This window comes from Kitasatospora sp. NPDC057904, assembly GCF_042887925.1.
Classification (GTDB): domain Bacteria; phylum Actinomycetota; class Actinomycetes; order Streptomycetales; family Streptomycetaceae; genus Kitasatospora.
On record NZ_JBHVOL010000012.1, the window covers coordinates 193,886 to 216,503 of the forward strand.

The 22,618-nt window shown below is 73.3% G+C and carries 22 protein-coding genes; 4 read left to right on the forward strand and 18 right to left on the reverse strand.

All coding sequences use genetic code 11. The features are described 5' to 3' along the window. Positions 1–31 precede the first annotated feature (31 nt). Both groL and groES read right to left on the reverse strand, forming a co-directional pair. Positions 32–1,666 carry a chaperonin GroEL gene (gene groL, locus ACFVSN_RS28460; protein WP_380435955.1) on the reverse strand — a complete coding sequence of 545 codons (1,635 nt, stop codon included), beginning with the start codon at positions 1,664–1,666 and terminating at the stop codon, positions 32–34. 116 nt (positions 1,667–1,782) lie between these two features. Further along, a complete protein-coding gene (groES, locus tag ACFVSN_RS28465) occupies positions 1,783–2,088 on the reverse strand; it encodes a co-chaperone GroES (protein ID WP_014136232.1) in 306 nt (101 codons plus the stop codon). A gap of 278 nt (positions 2,089–2,366) precedes the next feature. On the opposite strand from groES, the gene ACFVSN_RS28470 reads away from it, so the two are divergent. Continuing rightward, complete coding sequence (locus ACFVSN_RS28470) at positions 2,367–3,533, forward strand: methyltransferase domain-containing protein (protein WP_380496076.1); 1,167 nt, start codon at positions 2,367–2,369, stop codon at positions 3,531–3,533. 51 nt (positions 3,534–3,584) lie between these two features. On the opposite strand, the gene ACFVSN_RS28475 is transcribed toward ACFVSN_RS28470, so the two are convergent. The 5 genes from ACFVSN_RS28475 to tsaB form a co-directional block, all read right to left on the reverse strand. Then, the gene (locus ACFVSN_RS28475; protein WP_380435952.1) at positions 3,585–4,487 is read right to left on the reverse strand and encodes a polysaccharide deacetylase family protein; all 903 of its coding nucleotides are present in this window, start codon (positions 4,485–4,487) and stop codon (positions 3,585–3,587) included. A gap of 74 nt (positions 4,488–4,561) precedes the next feature. Next, positions 4,562–4,822, reverse strand: a complete 261-nt coding sequence (locus ACFVSN_RS28480) for a hypothetical protein (protein WP_380496074.1) — start codon at positions 4,820–4,822, stop codon at positions 4,562–4,564. Further along, positions 4,819–5,925, reverse strand: a complete 1,107-nt coding sequence (gene tsaD / locus ACFVSN_RS28485; protein ID WP_387956818.1) for a tRNA (adenosine(37)-N6)-threonylcarbamoyltransferase complex transferase subunit TsaD — start codon at positions 5,923–5,925, stop codon at positions 4,819–4,821. The genes ACFVSN_RS28480 and tsaD overlap by 4 nt, the downstream gene beginning before the upstream one ends. Then, positions 5,918–6,415, reverse strand: coding sequence for a ribosomal protein S18-alanine N-acetyltransferase (rimI, locus tag ACFVSN_RS28490; RefSeq protein ID WP_380435988.1), 498 nt, complete (start codon positions 6,413–6,415; stop codon positions 5,918–5,920). The genes tsaD and rimI overlap by 8 nt, the downstream gene beginning before the upstream one ends. A gap of 23 nt (positions 6,416–6,438) precedes the next feature. After that, positions 6,439–7,095 (reverse strand): tRNA (adenosine(37)-N6)-threonylcarbamoyltransferase complex dimerization subunit type 1 TsaB, encoded by a 657-nt coding sequence (tsaB, locus tag ACFVSN_RS28495; protein WP_380502152.1) that lies wholly within the window; start codon positions 7,093–7,095, stop codon positions 6,439–6,441. Between the two features lie 154 nt (positions 7,096–7,249). On the opposite strand from tsaB, the gene ACFVSN_RS28500 reads away from it, so the two are divergent. After that, positions 7,250–7,816, forward strand: a complete 567-nt coding sequence (locus ACFVSN_RS28500; protein WP_380435986.1) for a hypothetical protein — start codon at positions 7,250–7,252, stop codon at positions 7,814–7,816. Between the two features lie 52 nt (positions 7,817–7,868). Here the strand turns inward: ACFVSN_RS28500 and ACFVSN_RS28505 are convergent, their stop codons facing one another. The 5 genes from ACFVSN_RS28505 to ACFVSN_RS28525 form a co-directional block, all read right to left on the reverse strand. Then, positions 7,869–8,063, reverse strand: coding sequence for a hypothetical protein (locus ACFVSN_RS28505; RefSeq protein ID WP_380435946.1), 195 nt, complete (start codon positions 8,061–8,063; stop codon positions 7,869–7,871). A 129-nt stretch (positions 8,064–8,192) separates the two neighbouring features. Further along, positions 8,193–8,687 (reverse strand): tRNA (adenosine(37)-N6)-threonylcarbamoyltransferase complex ATPase subunit type 1 TsaE, encoded by a 495-nt coding sequence (gene tsaE / locus ACFVSN_RS28510; RefSeq protein WP_359962313.1) that lies wholly within the window; start codon positions 8,685–8,687, stop codon positions 8,193–8,195. A 106-nt stretch (positions 8,688–8,793) separates the two neighbouring features. Beyond that, positions 8,794–9,966 carry an alpha/beta fold hydrolase gene (locus tag ACFVSN_RS28515; protein ID WP_387956819.1) on the reverse strand — a complete coding sequence of 391 codons (1,173 nt, stop codon included), beginning with the start codon at positions 9,964–9,966 and terminating at the stop codon, positions 8,794–8,796. Beyond that, positions 9,963–11,150 (reverse strand): alanine racemase, encoded by a 1,188-nt coding sequence (alr, locus tag ACFVSN_RS28520; RefSeq protein WP_387592802.1) that lies wholly within the window; start codon positions 11,148–11,150, stop codon positions 9,963–9,965. Before alr ends, ACFVSN_RS28515 begins: the two co-directional genes overlap by 4 nt. Positions 11,151–11,992: 842 nt before the next feature. Further along, a complete protein-coding gene (locus ACFVSN_RS28525) occupies positions 11,993–13,468 on the reverse strand; it encodes an NAD(P)H-hydrate dehydratase (protein WP_387956820.1) in 1,476 nt (491 codons plus the stop codon). Between the two features lie 105 nt (positions 13,469–13,573). On the opposite strand from ACFVSN_RS28525, the gene ACFVSN_RS28530 reads away from it, so the two are divergent. Then, a complete protein-coding gene (locus ACFVSN_RS28530) occupies positions 13,574–14,098 on the forward strand; it encodes a Uma2 family endonuclease (protein ID WP_380435938.1) in 525 nt (174 codons plus the stop codon). A gap of 30 nt (positions 14,099–14,128) precedes the next feature. Here ACFVSN_RS28530 and glmS read toward each other — a convergent pair whose 3' ends face one another. Then, a complete protein-coding gene (gene glmS / locus ACFVSN_RS28535; RefSeq protein ID WP_380435936.1) occupies positions 14,129–15,985 on the reverse strand; it encodes a glutamine--fructose-6-phosphate transaminase (isomerizing) in 1,857 nt (618 codons plus the stop codon). A gap of 99 nt (positions 15,986–16,084) precedes the next feature. On the opposite strand from glmS, the gene coaA reads away from it, so the two are divergent. Further along, positions 16,085–17,080: a type I pantothenate kinase gene (gene coaA / locus ACFVSN_RS28540; RefSeq protein WP_380435934.1), complete on the forward strand. Its 996-nt coding sequence runs from the start codon at positions 16,085–16,087 to the stop codon at positions 17,078–17,080. An 85-nt stretch (positions 17,081–17,165) separates the two neighbouring features. Here coaA and glmM read toward each other — a convergent pair whose 3' ends face one another. From glmM to truA, 5 genes are all read right to left on the reverse strand, one after another. After that, complete coding sequence (glmM, locus tag ACFVSN_RS28545) at positions 17,166–18,530, reverse strand: phosphoglucosamine mutase (RefSeq protein WP_387956821.1); 1,365 nt, start codon at positions 18,528–18,530, stop codon at positions 17,166–17,168. 164 nt (positions 18,531–18,694) lie between these two features. Continuing rightward, positions 18,695–19,204 (reverse strand): 30S ribosomal protein S9, encoded by a 510-nt coding sequence (gene rpsI / locus ACFVSN_RS28550; protein ID WP_049649053.1) that lies wholly within the window; start codon positions 19,202–19,204, stop codon positions 18,695–18,697. Positions 19,205–19,249: 45 nt separating this feature from the next. Further along, the gene (gene rplM, locus ACFVSN_RS28555; RefSeq protein ID WP_030055846.1) at positions 19,250–19,693 is read right to left on the reverse strand and encodes a 50S ribosomal protein L13; all 444 of its coding nucleotides are present in this window, start codon (positions 19,691–19,693) and stop codon (positions 19,250–19,252) included. A gap of 243 nt (positions 19,694–19,936) precedes the next feature. Continuing rightward, positions 19,937–21,595 (reverse strand): ABC-F family ATP-binding cassette domain-containing protein, encoded by a 1,659-nt coding sequence (locus tag ACFVSN_RS28560; RefSeq protein WP_380496056.1) that lies wholly within the window; start codon positions 21,593–21,595, stop codon positions 19,937–19,939. A gap of 68 nt (positions 21,596–21,663) precedes the next feature. Beyond that, positions 21,664–22,575: a tRNA pseudouridine(38-40) synthase TruA gene (truA, locus tag ACFVSN_RS28565; protein ID WP_380435927.1), complete on the reverse strand. Its 912-nt coding sequence runs from the start codon at positions 22,573–22,575 to the stop codon at positions 21,664–21,666. Positions 22,576–22,618 lie beyond the last annotated feature (43 nt).

Here is a 22,618-nt window from a genome sequence, read left to right on the forward strand (position 1 = left end):
CGGACCGGGCCTCCGGTCCACTTCAGGGGCCTCAGTGCGAGTGGCCGTGACCGCCGTGCGAGTGGCCGTGACCGGCGTCGGCGGCCTCCTCCTTCTTCTCCACCACGAGGGTCTCGGTGGTGAGCAGCAGGGAGGCGATCGAGGCGGCGTTCTCCAGGGCGGAGCGGGTGACCTTGACCGGGTCGATGACGCCGGCCTTCACCAGGTCGCCGTACTCGCCGGTGGCGGCGTTGTAGCCCTGGCCGGCCTCCAGCTCGGCGACCTTGGAGGTGATGACGTAGCCCTCCAGGCCGGCGTTCTGGGCGATCCAGCGCAGCGGCTCGTGCAGCGCCTTGCGGACCACGGCGACACCGGTGGCCTCGTCGCCCGACAGGCCCAGGCCGCCGTCCAGCACCTTGGCGGCGTGGACCAGGGAGGCGCCACCGCCGGCGACGATGCCCTCCTCGACCGCGGCGCGGGTCGCCGAGATGGCGTCCTCCAGGCGGTGCTTGCGCTCCTTCAGCTCCACCTCGGTGGCGGCGCCGACCTTGATGACGCAGACGCCGCCGGCCAGCTTGGCCAGGCGCTCCTGCAGCTTCTCGCGGTCCCAGTCGGAGTCGGTGCCGGCGATCTCGCCCTTGATCTGGGCGACGCGGCCGGCCACGGCCTCGGCGTCGCCGGCGCCCTCGACGATGGTGGTCTCGTCCTTGGTGATGGTCACGCGGCGGGCGCTGCCCAGCACGTCCAGACCGGCCTGGTCGAGCTTGAGGCCGACCTCCTCGGAGATCACGGTGCCGCCGGTCAGGGTGGCCAGGTCGCCGAGGATCGCCTTGCGGCGGTCGCCGAAGCCCGGGGCCTTGACGGCGACGGCGTTGAAGATGCCGCGGATCTTGTTCAGCACCAGGGTCGACAGCGCCTCGCCGTCGACGTCCTCGGCGATGATCAGCAGCGGCTTCGAGGCACCGCCCTGCAGGATCTTCTCCAGCAGCGGCAGGAGCTCCTGGATCGAGGAGATCTTGCCCTGGTGGATCAGGATGTACGGGTCCTCCAGGACCGCCTCCTGCCGCTCCGCGTCGGTGACGAAGTACGGCGACAGGTAGCCCTTGTCGAACTGCATGCCCTCGGTGAACTCGAGCTCGACGCCGAAGGTGTTCGACTCCTCGACGGTGATGACACCGTCCTTGCCGACCTTGTCGATCGCCTCGGCGATCAGCTCGCCGACCTGGGTGTCCTGGGCGGAGAGGGACGCGACGGCGGCGACGTCGTCCTTGCCCTCGATCTCGCGGGCCACCGAGAGCAGGTGCTCGGAGACGGCGGCGACGGCCTTGTCGATGCCCTTCTTCAGGGCGGCCGGGCCGGCACCGGCGGCGACGTTGCGCAGACCCTCGTTGACCAGGGCCTGGGCCAGCACGGTGGCGGTGGTGGTGCCGTCGCCCGCGACGTCGTTGGTCTTGGTGGCGACCTCCTTGACGAGCTGAGCGCCAAGGTTCTCGTACGGGTCGTCCAGCTCGACCTCACGGGCGATGGTGACACCGTCGTTGGTGATGGTCGGGGCGCCGAACTTCTTGTCGATGACGACGTTGCGGCCCTTGGGGCCGATGGTCACCTTGACGGTGTCGGCCAGCTTGTTGACACCGCGCTCCAGCGAGCGGCGGGCGTCCTCGTCGAACTGCAGGATCTTCGCCATGTTCCCTATTCCCTCGGGGCTGCGGCCGGCCCACCGGCCGCCGAACTACGTGAACCAACAACCACGCCCCGGGCCCCTGTCACTTGGGACACGGATCCGGGGCGGGTCGGAACGACTTACTTCTCGATGATGGCGAGAACGTCGCGGGCGGAGAGGACGAGGTACTCCTCGCCCTGGTACTTCACCTCGGTGCCGCCGTACTTCGAGTACAGGACGATGTCACCGACGGCGACGTCGAGCGGCAGACGCTGGCCGTCCTCGAAGCGGCCCGGGCCGACGGCCAGGACGACACCCTCCTGGGGCTTCTCCTTGGCGGTGTCCGGGATAACCAGGCCGGAGGCCGTGGTGGTCTCGGCGTCGAGCGGCTGGACCACGATGCGGTCCTCGAGCGGCTTGATGGCAACCTTGCTGCTGGTGGTCACGTCCGAGCTCCCCTTCGGAGATTACGGGGTTTTCTAACGGGTAAGGGGCGAACCTGCGCACCTGCCGTCGCGGGGGTCAGGCACGCGTCTTCGCGTTAGCACTCCCCAGGTGGAGAGTGCCAAGGACGACCATAGGCCCGTGTTAGCACTCAGTCAACCAGAGTGCCAACGACGCGCCCCGCCGTCCCGGCCCGCGGACGCGCGGCCGCCGTCCCGCGCGGCCCTGCACGACCGCCCGGGACCGGCCACCACACCGCCCGACCGGCGAGAATGGCCCCGTGGACACCGAGAACCTCCAGCCGCTGCTGACCCCCGAGGGACAGGACCTGCTCGCCGCGCTGCGCGAGTTCACGCCCGAGGAGGAGCTCGCGCTGGCCACCCGGCTGCGGCGCGAGCACCCGGCCGACCTGGTGTCGGCGGCGTTCGGGCAGGCGCGGCTGCGCCAGCGCGCCCGCGCGAAGTTCGGGGCGGACGCCGACCTGATGTACTTCACGCCCAACGGCGTCGAGCAGTCCACCCGGCGCAGCGTCGCCGAGTGGCGCGCACAGCGCTTCGCCGGGCTCGGGGTGCGGCGGCTGGCCGACCTGTGCTGCGGGATCGGCGGGGACGTCCTGGCGCTGGCCCGGGCCGGGATCGAGGTGCTGGCCGTCGACCGGGACCCGGCCGCCTGCGCGGCCACCGCCGCCAACGCCGCCGCGCTGGGCCTCGCCGACCTGGTCGAGGTGCGCTGCGCGGACGTCGCCGACGTGGACGTCACCGGCTACGACGCGGTGTTCACCGACCCGGCGCGACGGACGGCGCGCGGCCGGGTGTTCGACCCGGAGGCGTACGCCCCGCCGCTCTCGTGGGCCGTCGAGGCCGGCCGCCGGACCCCGATCGGCGCGCTGAAGGTCGCGCCGGGCATCCCGCACGAGGCCGTCCCCGAGGACGCCGAGGCCGAGTGGGTCTCCGACCACGGGGACGTGAAGGAGGCGGTGCTCTGGTTCGGCACCAAGGCCGCCCACCCGCACCGCGCGACGCTCCTGCCGCACGCCGCGAGCCTCACCGGCGGCGATCTGCCCGACCCGGCGGCCGGGCCGGTCGGCCGGTACCTGTACGAGCCGGACGGCGCCGTGATCCGCGCCCACCTGGTGGCCGAGGTGGCCGAGCAGGTGGGCGGACGGCTGATCGACCCGAAGATCGCCTACCTGACCTCGGACGAGCTGGTCCCGACGCCGTACGCGCACGCCTTCGAGCTGACCGACGTGCTGCCCTTCCACATCAAGAAGCTGAAGGCCCTGCTGCGCGAACGCGGGGTCGGCACCGTGGTGATCAAGAAGCGCGGGATGGCGATCACCCCGGAGGAGCTGCGCCGCCAGCTCAAGCCCTCCGGGCCGAACTCCGTCACGGTGATCCTCAGCCGCACCGACAACGGCCCGCTGATGATGCTCGGTCAGCCGGTCTGATCGGCCGCGCCTGACGGACGGAGCGGCTGACCGGACGGACGGACCGGACGGCTACGCCGGCGGCTGGATGTAGTCGTCCAGCCGGGCCACCGAGAAGCCCTGCTCCTGGATCCGGGCCAGCAGCTCGCCGAACATCTGGGTCATCGTGGCGCCCTTGAGCTCCTTCGGCCCGCGGAAGTGGGCCAGGATGATGTCGCCGGGCTTCAGCTTCTTGTCCGCCGCCTGGTACTGCATGTCGTGGATCTGCATGGACTCGCGCCACAGCACGACCGCCCGCGGACCGCACTCCTGCACCGAGGTGTTGAGCGTCGGCGTGTTGGCACCGTCCCCGAACGGCGGGCGGAACAGCAGCGGCGCGGTGCCGTACTGCTGGGTGAGCGCGCTCTGGTCGTCGCAGATCTCGGACTTCTGCTTGTCCGGCGTGAGCTTGCTCATCACCGGGTGGGTGACGGTGTGGTTCTGGATGTGGTTGCCGAGCGCCTGGAGTGGCTTGAAGTAGCCGTAGTCGTTCTTGACGATGTCCTTGGTCAGGAACATCGTGATCGGCACCTTGAGGTCGGTCAGCATCTCGACGAACTTCGGGTCCTTCTCGGCACCGTCGTCGATGGTGATGAAGACGACCTTGTCGCTCGTCTTCACGTCGCTGAACACCGGTACGGTGCCGGTCCGTTCGAGCTTGACGGGCTTGTCGGCGGGCGGCGCGGGGGCCGGGGCCAGCGGCTTGAGGTTCCACTTCGCCCACGCGGCGTCGCCCGCGGCCTGCGCCGCCGCGGGCGTGGTCGCCGCGGCGGTCGGCGCGGCGCCGCCGGCGGGCTGGCCCCCGGCCGGGGCCGCGCTCGTGGGTGCCGGGGCGGCGGCGCCGTCCCCGTTGCCGCCGCACCCGGTGGCGAGGGCCAGCAGGGCCAGCGCCCCCGCCGCGTACGCCTTGGTCCTGTTCCGGCCGTCCTGCTTCACCGCACGCGCTCCTGGTCCGTCCGCCGTTTCTCAGCTAGCACGGTAGTGGCCCGGCGCGCGGTTCCCGTACCGGCCTACTCGACGTGCTCGCTGGTGAAGGACCAGCGGTGCACCGGACGGCCGAGCAGCTCGGCCGGCGGCTCGGCGACGGGCACCGGCTCGCCGCTCCACCAGGCGATCAGCAGCACCCGCTCACCGGGGGCGCCGAACAGTTCGAGGCGCTCCAGGCCCGCCGAGCCGCGCAGCGCCGGGATCGCCGTCTCCCGTGCCCAGGAGGCGAGTTCGGCCCCGCGGCCGTCGGCGGCGCGGGCCTCCCACATCATGGCGACGGTCACGCCGCACCGCCGCCGAGGGCCTCGTACGCCTGGCCGTGGACGTCGCCGTGGTGGTGGTCCACGCCCGGGACGTGGACGTCGGTGACGGGCAGCGAGGAGTCCGCCGACAGGTCGAAGGCGGACGGCGCGCGGTCGCGCCACACCATCTCGGAGCCCAGCGCGGCCACCATCGCGCCGTTGTCGGTGCACAGGCCCGGGCGCGGCACCCGCAGCTTGATCCCGGCCCGGTCACAGCGCTGCTGGGCCATCTCGCGCAGCCGCGAGTTGGCCGCGACCCCGCCGCCGATCATCAGGTGGTCGACGCCGTTGTCCTTGCACGCCCTGACGGCCTTGCGGGTGAGCACGTCGGTGACCGCCTCCTGGAAGGACGCCGCCACGTCGGCGATCGGCACCTCCTCGCCGGCCCGGCGCTTGGCCTCCACCCAGCGGGCGACGGCGGTCTTCAGGCCGGAGAACGAGAAGTCGTACGCGGGGTCGTTCTTGCCGCTCAGCCCGCGCGGGAAGCCGATGGCCTTGGGGTCGCCCTCGCGGGCCGTGCGGTCGACGATCGGGCCGCCGGGGAAGCCCAGGCCGAGCACCCGGGCCACCTTGTCGAAGGCCTCGCCGGCCGCGTCGTCGATGGTCGCGCCGAGCGGGCGGACGTCGGTCGTGATGTCCTCGCTGAGCAGCAGCGAGGAGTGCCCGCCGGAGACCAGCAGCGCCATGGTCGGCGAGGGCAGCCGGCCGTGCTCCAGCTGGTCGACGCAGATGTGCGAGGCGAGGTGGTTGACCCCGTACAGCGGCTTGTCGAGCGCCCAGGCGTACGCCTTCGCGGCGCTGACGCCGACCAGCAGCGCGCCGGCCAGGCCGGGGCCCGCCGTCACGGCGATGCCGTCCAGGTCGCTCGCCTTGACCCCGGCGGTGTCCAGGGCGCGCTGGATGGTCGGGACCATCGCCTCCAGGTGGGCCCGGCTGGCGATCTCCGGGACGACGCCGCCGAAGCGGGCGTGGTCGTTGACGCTGGAGGCGACCGCGTCGGCCAGCAGCGTGGTGCCGCGCACGATGCCGACGCCGGTCTCGTCGCAGGAGGTCTCGATGCCGAGGACGAGCGGTTCGTCAGCCATGGCGGGTGTCCTCAATGTCCTTCGGGTCGGTGCTGTCGGTGCTGTCGGTGCTGGGGTGGTCGAGGCGCATCACCAGCGCGTCGACGTTGGCGGGCTGGTAGTAGCCGCGCCGGATGCCCACCGGCTGGAAGCCGTGGCGCTCGTACAGCCGCTGGGCGCGCGGGTTGTCCACCCGCACCTCCAGCAGCAGTTCGGCGCAGCCCCGCCGGGCGGACTCCCGGATCAGGTCGGTGAGCAGCGCCGCGCCGAGGCCGGCGCCCTGGTGGCGTTCGTCGACGGCGATGGTCTGGACGTCGCCCTCGCCGGCGATCGCCATCAGTCCGGCGTAGCCGACGATCGTGCCGTCCGCGGCGGTGGCGACGGTGTAGTGGCGGGTGCCGCCGGGGTGGGTCTCGGCCAGCTCGGACCAGTACATCCCGTGGGACCAGGCGTCCTCGGGGAAGAGCCGCAGCTCCAGTTCCATCACCGGCTCGATGTCCCACCAGCGCATCGGGCGCAGGGTGGTGCCGTGGTTCACGCCGGGAGCACCGCCTTGTAGCCGGCCGGCACCTGGGCGTCCGGGCGGCGCAGGTACAGCGGCACGTTCGGCAGCAGCTCGCGCCCGGCGGCCAGCTCGGCGGCGGCGAAGCCGGCCAGGGCGCCGGCCGAGACGTGCTCGGGGCCGTGCGCGCCCGGGAAGGCGTCGGGGTAGAGCAGCGCGCCGGCGCCGACCGAACGCGGCTGCGGCGACAGCTCGGCCGGGCGGTCCACGCCGGGGCCCTCGGTGCGGCGGCCGTCGGCGTCGTAGGAGGCCCAGTAGACCTCCTTGCGGCGCGCGTCGGTGGCCACCGTGAACGGCTGCCCGGCCAGGCCCTCGGCGCGCGCCTGGAACGCGATCGCGTCCAGGGTGCAGACGCCGTGCACCGGCAGGCCCAGCGCGTGGCCGAGCGCGGCGGCGGTCACGAGGCCGACCCGCAGGCCGGTGTACGGGCCGGGGCCGACGCCGACGGCGATGCCGGTGAGCTGCTGCTTGTCGACGCCGGCCGTCCGCAGCACCCGGTCGATGGCGGGCAGGAGCAGTTCGCCGTGGCGCCGGGCGTCGACCTGGTCGGTCTCGGCGAGGACGGCCGTGCCGTCGTGGACGGCGGCGGTGACGGCGGGGGTAGCGGTGTCGAACGCGAGCAGCAGCACGGGTCAAGGTTAGACCGACGTTGGGCCGACCGGCCGATCGATACGGCGTACCACTGCGGAACACACGTCCGAGCCGCTGCGGAGCGGCCCGCAGGACCTGGCACGATTAGGGCGGTACGTACAGCGGACGGCGGCGGGAGCGGCAGTGGCGAAGATGGGTCCTGGAGTGGTGGTCACGGGGCTGACCCTGGGAGCCCTGGCGGTCGTGAGCCTGCTGGCCTTCCAGGCGAACGGCGCCCAGGACCGCGCGGGCGCCGCGCGGCCGACCGCCACCGCGACGGCCGGCGGCCCGGCCACCTCGGCGGCGCCGAGCACGACCCCGACCCCGACGGCACCGACGCTGCCGGCCTCCTCGGGCACCGGCACGCGGGTCGTCTACTCGGTCTCCGGCCACTACGTGTGGCTGATCGAGCCGAAGAAGAACCCGCAGGTGGTCGCGGCGTTCCCGGTCACCCCGGGCACGGTCGAGCCGACCCCCGGCGCGTACCCGGTGTACAGCCGCACGGCCACCACCACCGGGACGGACGGCAAGCAGATCGAGCACGTGGTGCGCTTCGCGCAGCAGAACGGCGTGGTCTTCGGCTTCAGCGCGGCCGTGGACGGCGCGACGCCGACCGCCGACCCCAAGACCAAGACCGGCGGCATCCGCAGCTCCCGCCAGGACGGTCAGCTGCTGTGGGACTTCGCCCCGAAGGACACCAAGGTGGTCGTGGTCGCCTGAGGCGTGCCCGTCCGACTCGTGGTCACCCGGCGCGCGCGTCCGACCAGGGCCGTCAGGCCGCGCGGGGCGTGTCCGTCCCGGCGTCGTCGGCCCGGCGCGGCGCCGGTTCGGGCGGGGTGGACACCGCCTCGGCCGCGGCGCACGCGGCCAGCAGCGCCCGCATCGGCTCCCCCGGAGCGCGACGGGCGGACTCTCCGGCCCCGGTGGTGCGCACGGCGCGCTCCGGGGCGGGGGTGGTGCTCGACATGGCGCCTCCCTAGTTAGGCAGACCTAACCGCAGCACCCATCCCATCACGCCCGGCGCCCCCCTCGCAACACTTTCCCGACAGCCTGTCGGCAAACGGACGGCGAAGCCTCCGCACGGTCCGACGGGCCGTCACGCCAGCTTCGCCAGCTCGACGTCCTCCCAGCGCGCCCCGATGCCGGTCAGCAGCACGCGGCGCGGGTCGTGGTCCTCGCCCGCGGTGTCGCCGATCGCCCGCTCGATCCGCACCTCCAGGCGGTCCTCGGACAGCCGCTCGACCTTGCCCTCGCCCCACTCGACCACCACCACCGACTCCGGCAGCGACACGTCGAGGTCGAGGTCCTCCATCTCGTCCAGGTCGCCGCCCAGCCGGTACGCGTCCACGTGCACCAGGGCCGGACCGCCCACGAGCGACGGGTGCACCCGGGCGATCACGAAGGTCGGCGAGGTCACCGCGCCGCGCACCTGCAGGCCCTCCCCCAGGCCCCTGGTCAGCGTGGTCTTCCCCGCGCCCAGCTCACCCGAAAGGAGCACCAGGTCCCCCGGCCTCAGCAGCGCGGCCAGCTCCCGGCCGAGCCGGCCCATCCGCTCCGGGGTGGGGACGGTGAGAGTGGCGTGCGAGCCCATGCGCGTGTCTTGCCCTTCGGTCCGTACCGGGCGCGCCGACCACCGGCCGCCCCCGCTACCGTGCCACATCCGCGGCCGGGCGCGCGCCGCGGTCCCCGGCCGTCCCTCAGACCGGATCGAGGACGGACGGCGGCGGCTCGGCGGCCCCGCCGAACGCCGCGGCCCGCCTGAGCAGCGCGGCCAGGTGGTGGTCCACCAGCTCCGGGCGCTCCAGCATCACCAGGTGGCCGGCGCCCTCGACGATCACCAGCTCGGCGCCGGGCAGTTGCTCGGCCATCGCCTCGCTGTGCGCGGGCGGCGTCAGGAGGTCCTTGGTGCCGGCCAGCACCAGCGCCGGCAGGCCGCGCAGGGCCGCCAGCGCGGCGGTCTTCTCGTGCGCGCCGAACACCGGGTAGAACTCGGCGACGACGTCGATCGGCGTGGCGTCCAGCAGCTGCTCGGCGAAGCGCACCACGCCCGGGTCGACGTCCTTCGAACCGAAGGAGAACTTCCGGTAGAACACGGCCGCGACGTCCGAGCCGAACCGGCGGGTCGCCTCCACCAGCTCCACCTGACGGCCCAGCAGCTTGACCACCCCGGGCGCGACCCGCTTGAACAGCTTCGCGCCCGCCGACGGCAGGCCCAGGCTGACCTGGTCCCAGTTCCCCGCCAGCGTGCCCACCAGCGCCACGCCGGCCACGCGCTCGCGGAACAGCTCCGGGTGCTGGTCGGCCAGCGCCATCACCGTCATGCCGCCCATCGAGTGGCCGACCAGCACCAGCGGCCCGGTCGGCGCGACGGCGTCGATCACCGCCTTGAGGTCCCCGCCCAGCTGGTCGATGCTCGCGGGCTCCCCGGCCAGGTAGGAGCGGGAGCGCTCCGAACGGCCGTGGCTGCGCTGGTCCCAGAAGACCAGCCGCAGGCCGTCGAGCAGCGCGGCCCGCTGGAAGTGCCAGCTGTCCTGGTTCAGGCAGTAGCCGTGGCTGAAGACCACGGTCAGCGGCCCGGCGGCACCGCCCGCGTCGTCCCAGCCGGTGCCGTCCAGCTCGACGTACAGCTCGGTGCCGTCCGGTGCGGCCACCGTCCGCGGGCGCCCGCGCAGCGAACCGTACGGCGCACCGGCGTCCAGCTCGGCCCGGGCCCGGCGGCGGGTCGCCCGGCCGACCGTCAGCCGTTCGATCGCCACGCCGGCCGCGGCCCCCGCCGCCAGCACGCCGACCGAGATCCCGATCACGCCCGCCCGGCTCACCCCGGACGCCGCCTTCGCGACCGCCCCGGCCGGGCCGTCGGACTCCGTCATGCGCGGACCGTGCCGTCCAGGTGGCGCCGCGGCACCCGGGCGCCGATCCGGGTCACGATCTCGTACGCGATGGTGCCGCAGGCCCGGGCCCAGTCCTCCGCGGTCGGCTCGCCGCGCTCACCGCTGCCGAACAGCAGCACCTCGTCGCCGACCCGAGGGGTGTCCCCGCCGAGGTCCACGACGAACTGGTCCATCGCCACCCGGCCCGCCACCGTGCGCCACTTGCCGCCGATCTGCACCGGCCCGGTGCCGCTCGCGTGCCGCGGGACGCCGTCGCCGTAGCCCACCGGGACGAGCCCCAGCGTGGTCGGCCCCGGGGTGGTGTAGTGGTGGCCGTAACTGACCCCGTGCCCGCCCGGCACGTGCTTCACCAGCGCCAGCCGCGCCGTCAGCGACATCACCGGGCGCAGCCCGAAGTCGGCCGGCGAACCCACCTCGGGCACCGGCGACAGCCCGTACGCGGCCAGGCCCGTACGGACCAGGTCGAAGTGCGACTCCGGCAGCAGCAGCGCGGCCGGCGAGTTCGCCAGGTGCCGCACCTCGGGGCGCAGCCCGGCGGCCTCCGCGTACGCCAGCGCGGTGTGGAAGGCGTCCAGCTGGGCCTGGATCGACGGGTGCCCGGGCTCGTCCGCGGCGGCGAAGTGCGACCAGACGCCGACGACCGTGAGCAGCCCCTCGGCCTCGGCGCGGCGGGCGGCGTCGACCAGGGCCGGCCAGTCGTGCGGCTGGCAGCCGTTGCGGCCGAGGCCGGTGTCCGCCTTCAGGTGCACGCGGGCCGGGATGCCGGTCTCGCGGACCGCGGGGAGCAGCTCGTCGAGCGCCCACTGCCCGCTGACCGAGATGTCCAGGTCGGACAGGAGCGCCTGCCGCCACGGGCCGCCCGGCGTCCACAGCCAGCACAGGACGCGGGCCTGCTCCGGGCCGATGCCCGCGGCCCGCAGCGCCAGCGCCTCCTCGGGCGTCGCGCAGCCCAGCCACCCGACCCCGTTCGCGACCGCCTCGCGGGCACACGCGACCGCGCCGTGGCCGTAGGCGTCCGCCTTGACCGCGAGCATCACCGCCGCGCTTGCGACGCGTTCGCGCAGCGCGGCGAGGTTGCCGCGCAGGGCGCCCAGATCGATGGTCGCCTCGGCCCGTACGCCGTCGGTGAGGGTGGCCGAGCCGGCCGTCTTCGCAGTTGTCATCAGGGTCAGTCTCCCAGACGTCCCGGAGTCCTCGCCGAACGCCCCGTCGGCGCGGCGCCCCACGGCCGCCGTCCACCCGCTGCTCCGACCTGCACCGGACCGGCTCTCCGCTACCACGGACGCCCCGGCCCCACCCCCGGTTCCGCTCCCCTCCACACACGAGACGTCGGCCGAACCGACTTCCCACCGGAGCGAACGGTCCAACCCCGACACGAGAGCACCACACCAAAAGTCGGCCCACCCGACTTCCCGTGCCTCATCCTCAGCCCCGCATACCCGCCCGCACATCTCGCCGCACCCAGGACGTCGCCGCCGCCCACGGAGGGCACCGCTCGCCACCCCACCCGGGCGTCCCTCCACGCCATCCGGGACGCCGACTGCGCCGCTTCATGGTGGCCGCCCGACCTGAGAGCATGCGCGCGCCACCTCACCTGCACGCCCTGCCTCGCCACCGCCGGCGCCGCGTGTGCCGCCCCGGAGGCAGGCCGCGCCACACCCCCGGCGACGCCTCGGCCACCGCCCGGCGGCCGGCCAGGCCAGACCAAGCAAGCAAGCCTCCGGCCCGGAGGCAGGCCGCGCCACACCACCGGCAGCGCACCCATCACCCGGCAGCCGGCCAAGCCAAGCGAGCAAGCCACCGCCCCTCGCCGCGCCCTACCCCGCCCGCACGGCCCGCCACACCACCACCAGCGCCTCGGCCACCACCCGGCAGCCGGCCAAGCCAGACCAAGCGAGCAAGCCTCCGGCCCGGAGGCAGGCCGCGCCACACCCCCGGCAACGCCTCGGCCACCACCCGGCAGCCGGCCAGGCCAAGCGAGCACGCCACCGCCCCTCGCCCCGCCCTACCCCGCCCGCACGGCCCGCCACACCACCGGCAACGCCTCGGCCACCGCCATGGCCGTCGTCGGGGCGCCCGGTGTGCCCGCTGCCCGGCGGCCGGCCAGGCCGTGGAGGTAGGCGGCGACCGAGGCGGCGTCCAGTGGGGTCAGACCGGCGGCGAGGAGGGAGCCGGCCAGGCCTGCCAGGACGTCGCCGCTGCCGGCGGTCGCCAGCCAGGAGGTGCCGGTCGGGTTGACGCGGACCGCGCCGCCGGGGTCGGCGATCACCGTCGTGGAGCCCTTGAGCAGGACGGTCGCCCGGTAGGCGGCGGCGAGGCGGCGGGCGGTGGTCAGCCGGGTGGCGGCCAGGTCGTCGGCGGCCGGGGGTGGTGTGCCGTCGGCGCCGGCGAGCAGCCGGGCGGCCTCGCCGGTGTGCGGGGTGAGCAGGGTGGGCGCGGTGCGGCCGGCCAGGGCGGCCGGGCCGAGGCGGCCGAGTTCGGTCAGCCCGTCCGCGTCGACCAGCACCGGGACGTCGCTCGCGAGCGCCTCGGCGAGGGTCTGGCGCGCCGTTTCGCCGCCGCCCGGGCCGACCACCCACGCCTGCACCCGTCCGGCGCCGTGCGGCCCGCCCTCGGTGACGAGCGTCTCGGGGAAGCGCCGCACGACCTCCTCGGCCGCCGCGCCGACGTACCGGACCGCGCCGGCGCCGCCGCGCAGCGCCGCGGCGACGGCCAGCACCGCCGCACCGGGGTACGTCGCCGAGCCGGCCGCCACGCCGACGACGCCGCGCCGGTACTTGTCGCTCTCGACGCCCGGCTCGGGCAGCAGCGCCGCCACGTCCGCGTGCTGGAGGGCGGTCACGTCCGCCTCCGGCAGTTCCAGCCCGATCCCGACGAGTTGGAGCGTCCCCGCGTACGAGGCGCCCGGGTCGACGAGCAGGCCGGGCTTGTACGTGCCGAAGCACACGGTGACGTCGGCGCGCAGCGCTTCGCCCGGCACCTCGCCGGTGTCGGCGTCGACCCCGCTCGGCAGGTCCACGGCCACCACCAGGCCGCGCCGGGCGGCCTGCGCGTACGGCAGCGCCCCGGACCGCAGCCCGCCGCGGCCGCCGATGCCGACGATCCCGTCCAACACCAGGTCCGCGCGCGAGAAGTCGGCCAGGCCGACTTCCTGGTCCACGACCACCCGTCCGCCCGCCGCCCGCACCGCGGCGAGCCCGCCCGCGTGCGCTCGCTCGGGCGCGAGCAGCACCGCCGTCGCCCGCGCACCGCGCCGGGCCAGCGCGGCGGCGGCGTACAGGGCGTCACCCCCGTTGTCCCCGCTGCCCGCGAGCACCACCACCCGGCTGCCGTACACCCGGCCCCGACGGCCCGTCAGCAGCCGCGCGCACGTCGCCGCGAGCCCCGCGGCCGCCCGCTGCATCAGAGTTCCGTCGGGCAGCCGGGCCATCAGCTCCCCCTCGGCGGCCCGGACGACTTCCACACGGTGTGCATGACGCATTCGGAAGCTCCTTCAGCAGACGCCGACGCCGGCCCGCGGCACACTTTCGAGTGACCCTACTTCGATCCCCCGCCGGCACCGGTCCGTACGCCTACGGTGTCGCACGTGGACCTGCTCCAGACGTTCCTGAGGCTGCATGTGCCTCAGTTCTTCAAATCCGAGCTCTTCCAGCCCGAAGAGGAGATCGTCCTCGCGCCATCAGCGGGCGGCACTCACGAGCACGCGGTCGCGTGGTTCGCCCGGACCGTGGCCCGGGAAGCGGTCGAGGAGCTGTACGTCAGCACGGCCAGGGGGCTGATCACCCCGGCGGGCCGGTTCGTCCCGGCCGCCACCGTGGCCCCGTTGGGCCACTTCCGGGATCAGGCTCCGTGGGCACCGTCCGCCGGCGTCGCGCTCGTCCTCGAACTCCCGTCGACCTGTCCGCACAGGGCGCGCGAGCCGAAGCGCCTCGGCTACGCAGCCGCAGCCATCCCCTGCTATCTGCTGGTCGACCGCACTGCGGGCAGGGTCACGCTGTTCACGGACCCGGAGAACGGCGACTACACAGCCCACACCCAGACCGACTTCGGCAAGCCGATCGACCTGCCCGCCCCGTTCTCCTTCACGCTCGACACGGCGCCCCTGCGGTAGCCGCAGGGGCGCCGTGTAGAGGGGCCGGGACTACTCGACCGTGACGGACTTCGCCAGGTTCCGCGGCTGGTCGACCTCGTGGCCCTTGGCCGTGGCCAGCTCGCAGGCGAAGACCTGCAGCGGGACGGTGGACACCAGCGGCTGGAGCAGCGTCGGGGTCGCCGGGATGCGGATCAGGTGGTCGGCGTACGGCACGACCGCCTCGTCGCCCTCCTCGGCGATCACGATCGTCCGGGCGCCACGGGCGCGGATCTCCTGGATGTTGGAGACGATCTTGTCGTGCAGGATCGAACGCCCGCGCGGCGAGGGCACGACCACGACGACCGGCAGCCCCTCCTCGATGAGCGCGATCGGGCCGTGCTTCAGCTCGCCGGCCGCGAAGCCCTCGGCGTGCATGTAGGCGAGCTCCTTGAGCTTGAGCGCGCCCTCCAGGGCCACCGGGAAGCCGACGTGGCGGCCGAGGAACAGCACCGAGCGGGCGTCGGCCAGCGAGCGGGCCAGCTCGCGCACCGGCTCCATCGTCTCCAGCACCTGCTCGACCTGCTTCGGCGCGTCGCCGAGCTCGCGGATGATCGTGAAGATCTCGTCGCCCCACTTGGTGCCGCGGACCTGGCCCAGGTACAGGGCGACCAGGTAGCAGGCGACCAGCTGGGTGAGGAACGCCTTGGTCGACGCGACGGCGACCTCGGGACCGGCGTGCGTGTACAGCACCGCGTCCGACTCGCGCGGGATCGTCGAGCCGTTGGTGTTGCAGATCGCCAGCACCTTGGCGCCCTGCTCGCGGGCGTGCCGCAGGGCCATCAGGGTGTCCATGGTCTCGCCGGACTGCGAGATCGCGATGACCAGCGTGCCCGGGCCCATGATCGGGTCGCGGTAGCGGAACTCCGAGGCGACCTCGACCTCGCAGGGGATGCGGGTCCAGTGCTCGATCGCGTACTTGGCGATCATGCCGGCGTGGAACGCGGTGCCGCAGGCGACGATGACGACCTTGTCGACGGAGCGCAGGTCGGCGTCGGAGATCCGCAGCTCGTCGAGGGTCAGGCGGCCGTCGGTGCCGATCCGGCCGAGGAGGGTGTCGGCGACGGCCTTCGGCTGCTCGGCGATCTCCTTGAGCATGAAGTAGTCGTAGCCGCCCTTCTCGGCGGCGGAGGCGTCCCAGTCGACGTGGTACTCGCGCACGTCGGCCGGGGTGCCGTCGAAGTTGGTGACGGTCACGCCGTCGTGGCGCAGCTCGACGACCTGGTCCTGGCCCAGCTCGATCGCCTCGCGGGTGTGCGCGATGAACGCGGCGACGTCCGAGGCGAGGAAGTTCTCGCCCTCGCCGCGCCCGACGACCAGCGGCGAGTTGCGGCGGGCGCCGACGACGACGTCCGGCATGTCGGCGTGCACGGCGACGAGGGTGAAGGCGCCGTCCAGCCGGCGGCAGACCACCCGCATGGCCTCCGCGAGGTCGCCCTGATAGGCCTCGCCGAGCAGGTGCGCCACGACCTCGGTGTCGGTCTCGGAGCGCAGGGTGTGGCCGCGCTCGGCGATCTCGGCGCGCAGCTGGGCGAAGTTCTCGATGATGCCGTTGTGCACGACGGCCACGCGGCGGTCGTCGTCCAGGTGGGGGTGGGCGTTGGCGTCCGTCGGGCCGCCGTGGGTGGCCCAGCGGGTGTGGCCGATGCCGGTGGTGCCGCCGGGCAGAGGGGACTCGGCGAGCGACTTCTCCAGGTTGGCGAGCTTGCCGGCCCGCTTGTCGGTGACGAGGCTCCACTGCCCGTCGGAGCCCTGGACCTGCACGGCGACACCGGCGGAGTCGTAGCCCCGGTACTCCAGTCGCTGCAGGCCTGCGATTACTACGTCGAGGGCGGACTGCGCGCCCACGTATCCAACAATTCCGCACATGCGTGCCAGCATAAGGGCGGGTCTGGGCCCGTTTTCCCACCTTTCGCGAACAGTGCGTGACCGACACCACAACCACCGTGAACGCCGCCACCGCTCACAATGGAGGACGTGCTGACCGAACTCTGTACCCGGGGCGCGACCGCCCCCGGCCCCTCGCCGTCCCCCTACGTGGACCTCAGCCGGGCCGAGTGGAGCGCCCTTCGCGAGCGTACGCCGCTGCCACTGACCGCCGAGGAGGTCGAGCGGCTGCGCGGTCTCGGCACGGCGCTCGACCTGGACGAGGTCCGGGACGTCTACCTGCCGCTGTCCCGGCTGCTGAACCTGTACATCCACGCCACGCACGACCTGCGGGGCGCGCTGGGCACGTTCCTGGACACTCCGGACACCGAGCGCACCCGCACGCCGTTCATCATCGGCGTGGCCGGCTCCGTCGCGGTCGGCAAGTCGACCACCGCCCGGCTGCTGCAGGCTCTGTTGGCCCGCTGGCCCGAGCACCCGCGGGTCGAACTGGTCACCACCGACGGCTTCCTGCTGCCCAACGCCGAGCTGCGCCGCCGCGGCCTGATGGCCCGCAAGGGCTTCCCCGAGTCCTACGACCGCCGCGCGCTGATGCGCTTCGTCGCGGACGTGAAGGCGGGCAAGGACCGCGTCAGCGCCCCGGTCTACTCGCACCTGGTGTACGACATCGTGCCGGACGAGCGGCTCACCGTGGAGCGCCCGGACATCCTGATCGTCGAGGGCCTGAACGTCCTCCAGCCCGCCCTGCCCGGCACCGACGGCCGGACCCGCCTCGCGGTGGCCGACTACTTCGACTTCTCGATCTACGTCGACGCCCGCACCGACGACATCGAGCACTGGTACCTGGACCGCTTCCGCAAGCTGCGCGAGACCGCCTTCCAGGACCCGAACTCCTACTTCCGCCGCTTCACCGAGGTGCCGGAGGAGGAGGCGATGGACTACGGCCGCCAGGTCTGGCGCACCATCAACAAGCCCAACCTGCTGGAGAACGTGCTGCCGACCCGGGGCCGGGCCACCCTGGTCCTGCAGAAGGGCCCGGACCACAAGGTCCGCCGGGCCCTGCTGCGCAAGCTCTGACGCCCCCTCGGAGCAGACCGCGAAGGCCCCCGCCGCGCCCCCTGATGTCCAGGGGCCGCGGCGGGGGCCTTCGTCACGTCCGGGCTCAGCCCAGGTGCGTCCGCACGGCCTCGGCCAGCTTGGCGGCGACGCCCTCGGCCTGGACGGCGTCCGCGGCCTCGACCATGACGCGCACCAGCGGCTCGGTGCCCGACGGGCGCAGCAGCACCCGGCCGGTGGAGCCCAGCTCGGCCTCGGCCTCGGCGACCGCGGCGGCCAGCTCGGTGCTGGTCTTCACGCGGCCCTTGTCGACGCCCTTGACGTTGATCAGGACCTGCGGCAGCCGGGTCATCACGGCGGCCAGGTCGGCGAGCGGCTGCTTGGTGGCGGCCAGGCGGGCGCCCAGCATCAGGCCGGTCAGGGTGCCGTCGCCGGTGGTGGCGTGGTCCAGCAGGATGACGTGGCCGGACTGCTCGCCGCCGAGCGCGAAGCCGTGCTCCTTCATCGCCTCCAGCACGTAGCGGTCGCCGACGGCGGTCTCCACCAGGTCGACGCCCTCGCGCTCCATCGCCAGCTTGAAGCCGAGGTTGGACATCACGGTGGCGACCGCGGTGTTGCGGCGCAGGGTGCCGGCCTCCTTCATGGCGACGGCGAGGATGGCGATGATCTGGTCGCCGTCCACCTCGTTGCCGTCGGCGTCGGCGGCCAGGCAGCGGTCGGCGTCGCCGTCGAGGGCGATGCCGAGGTCGGCCTGGTACTCCTTCATCGCCGTGCGCAGCCGGTCCAGGTGGGTGGAGCCGACGCCGTCGTTGATGTTGAGGCCGGTGGGCTCCGCGCCCAGGGTGTGGACGACCTCGGCGCCGGCCCGGGCGAAGGCCTCGGGGGCGACGTAGGCGGCGGCGCCGTGGGCGCCGTCGATGACGACCTTGATGCCGTCCAGACGGTTGGGCAGGACGCCGATCAGGTGGGCGACGTACTTGTCGAAGCCCTCGGTGTACTCGCGCACCCGGCCGACGGCCGCGCCGGTCGGACGGTCCCACTCCTCGCCGCCGAGGGCGTGGGCGCGGTAGTGGGCCTCGATCGCGTCCTCGATCGTGTCGTCCAGCTTGTGGCCGCCGCGGGCGAGGAACTTGATGCCGTTGTCCGGCATCGCGTTGTGGCTGGCGGAGAGCATCACGCCGAAGTCGGCGCCGAGCGCGCCGGTGAGGTACGCCACGGCCGGGGTGGGCAGCACGCCGACGCGCAGCACGTCGACGCCGGAACTGGCCAGGCCCGCGATGACCGCGGCCTCCAGGAACTCGCCCGACGCCCGCGGATCGCGACCGACCACCGCGACCGGCCGGTGGCCGTCGAAGGCGCCGGCCTCGCCGAGCACGTGGGCCGCCGCGACCGACAGGCCGAGCGCGAGCTCCGCCGTCAGGCCCACGTTGGCCACTCCGCGCACGCCGTCCGTACCGAAGAGTCGTCCCACTGTCCCGTCCTCCATCAACCAGTCCCGGAAGTCCACTCGGTCCCCGGCCGCCGCACAGTAGCCGGGGAACGCGTCGCCCCGGAGTACACGTGGTACTCCGGGGCGACGGTTGCGCAAACCAGGGGGCGGCGCCGCCAGGGCGGTACGCACCCCCTGGGACGCGATTAGCGCTTGCTGTACTGCGGCGCCTTGCGGGCCTTCTTCAGACCGGCCTTCTTGCGCTCGACGGCGCGGGCGTCACGGGTCAGGAAGCCGGCCTTCTTCAGCGCGCCGCGGTTGTTGTCCACGTCGGCCTCGTTCAGGGCACGGGCCACGCCGAGGCGCAGCGCGTAGGCCTGGCCGGAGACGCCGCCACCGCTGATGCGGGCGACGACGTCGTAACGGCCGTCCAGCTCGAGGAGCTTGAAGGGCTCGTTCACGGTCTGCTGGTGCACCTTGTTGGGGAAGTAACCCTCGAGGGTGCGACCGTTGATCTTCCACTGGCCGGTGCCGGGGACGATGCGCACGCGGGCGATCGCCTCCTTGCGACGGCCCAGGCCGGCGCCGGGGACGGCCTCGCCGAAGCGGCCGGCCAGCGACTCGGAGGTGTAGCTCTCCTCGGAGGTGTACTCGCCCTCGACGGCCTCAACGGCCTCGTCGAAGTCGACCTCAAGGGTTTCAGTGGTCTCGGCCACGGTGTTCCTCAGCTCTTTTCAGTGTTGGGGGGCTTGGTGGCCGAATTACTGCGCGACCTGGGTGATCTCGAACGGCACCGGCTGCTGGGCAGCGTGGGGGTGCTGGTCGCCCGAGTAGACCTTCAGCTTCGAGAGCATCTGACGGCCCAGGCTGTTCTTGGGGATCATGCCCTTGATGGCCTTCTCGACGGCCTTCTCCGGGTTGTTCGCCAGCAGGTCGTCGTAGCGCACCGAGCGCAGACCGCCCGGGAAGCCCGAGTGGCGGTAGGCCAGCTTCTGGGTCTTCTTGTTACCGGACAGGTGCACCTTGTCGGCGTTGATGATGATGACGAAGTCACCAGTGTCAACGTGCGGCGCGTAGATCGCCTTGTGCTTGCCCCGGAGGAGGTTGGCGGCCTGGGAAGCCAGGCGGCCGAGCACGACGTCGGTCGCGTCGATGACGTGCCACTGACGCTGGACGTCGCCGGGCTTGGGGCTGTACGTACGCACGGTCGTAGCCTTCGCTTTTCAGTGAGTGAGTCCTGACAGGAGCACCCGGACGGAAGAGCAGCCTGATCACCCTTGGACGCAATTCAAGGGTGACCGCTGGTCGTCGACCTGATGTCTCCGGCGTACCGACCTCTCACGTGAGATAGAGCGAGCCAATACGCACATCAAGCGTCCAGGTTACCGGGCGGGCGGGGAGGGGTCAAAATCCCGCTCCCACCGGCCGCGGGACCGGCCGCCCGTCACTCAGCGTTCGCGCTCGACCCGGGTGACGTCCCAGACCGGCTCGGACGACTCAAACACCCGGCCGTCGGCCCCGAACACCAGGTAGCGGTCGAAGGTCCGGGCGAACCACCGGTCGTGGGTGACGCACAGCACCGTGCCCTCGAAGGCCTCCAGCCCGGCCTGCAGCGCCTCGGCGCTCTCCAGGTCCAGGTTGTCGGTCGGCTCGTCGAGCAACAGGGCCGTCACGCCGGAGAGTTCGAGCTTGAGGATCATCAGCCGGGCCTGCTGGCCGCCGGACAGCGACTCGAACTTCTGCTCCTCCTGCCGGTCCAGCTCGTAGCGGCGCAGCGCGCCCATCGCGGCGCCGCGGCTGAGCGCGTGCTCCTCCTCCACGATCGAGCGGACGGTGCGCCCGAACAGCTCCGGGTGGGCGTGCGTCTGCCGGAAGTGGCCCGGGACGACCCGGGCGCCGAGCTTCCACGCCCCCGTGTGCGCGACCGTCTCGTCGCCGGCCAGCAGCCGCAGGAGGTGCGACTTGCCGGCGCCGTTGGCGCCGAGCACCCCGACCCGCTCGCCGTAGAAGACCTCCAGGTCGAAGGGCTGCATCAGGCCGGTGAGCTCCAGCTGCTCCATGGTGAAGGCCCGGACGCCGGTGCGCCCGCCCTTGAGCCGCATGGTGATGCTCTGCTCGCGCGGCGGCTCCTCCGGGCGGCCGGCCTCCTCGAACTTCTTCAGCCGGGTCTGGGCGGCGGCGTAGCGGGTGGCGAGCGCGTGGCTGACGGAGGCGGCCTGGCGCAGGGTGACGACCAGCTTCTTGAGCTTGGCGTGCTCCTCGTCCCAGCGCCGGCCGAGCTCCTCGAAGCGCGCGAAGCGGTCCTTGCGGGCCTCGTGGAAGCTGTCGAAGCCGCCGCCGTGCACCCAGACGCTGCTGCCGGCCGCGCCGGACTCGACGGCGATGATCTTGTCCGCGGTCTTCGAGAGCAGCTCGCGGTCGTGTGAGATGTACAGCACGGTCTTCGAGGTGGCCTTGATGGCCTCCTCCAGCCAGCGCTTGCCCGGGACGTCCAGGTAGTTGTCCGGCTCGTCGAGGAGGAGCACCTCCTCCGGGCCGCGCAGCAGCGTCTCCAGGACGAGCCGCTTCTGCTCGCCGCCGGAGAGGGTGTTCAGGCCGCGCCACTGGGCCTTGTCGAAGGGCACGCCGAGGGCCGCCATGGTGCAGACGTCCCAGTCGGTCTCGTAGTCGTAGCCGCCGACGTCGGCCCAGTCGGAGAGCGCCTGGGCGTAGGCCATCTGGGTCTTCTCGTCGTCTTGCGCGATCATCGCGAGCTCGGCGGCGTCCACCGCGCGGGCGGCGGTGGCGATCCGCTCGGGGGCGACGGAGACCAGCAGGTCGCGCACGGAGGCGTCGGCCGGCAGCGCGCCGGGAGTGGCCGACCGGTCCTCGCGGCCGGTGGTACCGACGAACTGGCGCATCACGCCGAGCCCGCCGCTGATCGTCACCGAGCCGCCGTGCGGCTGGATGTCGCCCGCGATCATGCGCAGCAGCGTCGTCTTGCCGGCGCCGTTGGCCCCGACCAGGGCGACCGCGGCGCCCTCGCCGACCCGGAAGGACGCGTCGTCGAACAGCACCCGTCCGTCCGGCAGGTAGTACTCAAGGTGCGAAATCTCGACGTGTCCCATGGGAGCGATTGTCCCAAGCCGACGCCTCCGGCCAAAACGGATTTGGGGCCGGCCTCCGGAGACGCGCCCTAACCGGCGGCCGGCTGCCCGGGCAGGGTCCGCATGCGCCGGGCCTGGCGGTTGCGTTCGGCCAGCTGGTCGTCGGCCGGGTAGCCGACCTCCTCCAGCGTGAGCCCGTACGGCCGGATCACGTTGACGGCCGAGTTGCGGACGCCGCCGGCCAGCACCTCGCCGGGGAACTCCACCGGCCGGTGCCCGTCGCCGACCAGCAGCATCGCGCCGACCAGCGCCCGGACCATGTTGTGGCAGAACGCGTCGGCGCGGACGGTGGCGACCGCGAGCGAGCCCTCCTGGGCGGCGTAGGGGTCCACCGGGACGCGGTCCCAGTGGAGCTCCAGCAGGGTGCGGATGGTCGTCGCGCCCTCGCGCTTCTTGCAGTACGCGGCGAAGTCGTGCTCGCCGAGCAGCAGCTTGGCGGCCTCGTTCATCCGGTCGAGGTCGAGCGGCCGGTCGTGCCAGAGCACGTGCCCGCGCAGCAGCGGGTCCACCCCGCCCTGGTGGTCGGCCACGCGGTACGCGTAGCGCCGCCAGATCGCCGAGAAGCGCGCGTCGAACCCGGGCGGCGCCTCGCCGACCCGGTAGATCCGGACGTCCCCGGGCAGCCGCCCGGCCAGCCGGCGCAGCAGCTTCTCGCGGTGCGCCTCCCACAGCTCGGCCGGCAGGTCGACGTGCGCGACCTGGCCGCGCGCGTGGACGCCGGCGTCGGTGCGGCCGGCCACGGTCAGCGGGAACAGCTCGCCGCTGCGGGTGACGACCTGCAGCGCGCTCTCGATCTCCTCCTGGACCGTCCGGCGGCCGCCCTTCTGGCGGGCCCAGCCGGAGAACTCGGCGCCGTGGTAGGCGAGGTCGAGCCGGACCCGGACGTAGCCGTCGGCCGGGCCGTCCTTCACCGGCGGCTGCTCGGCGCAATCGTTGACCACTGCTTCTCTTCTCCCGGGGACCTCGAAGACAAGGAACGGGCCC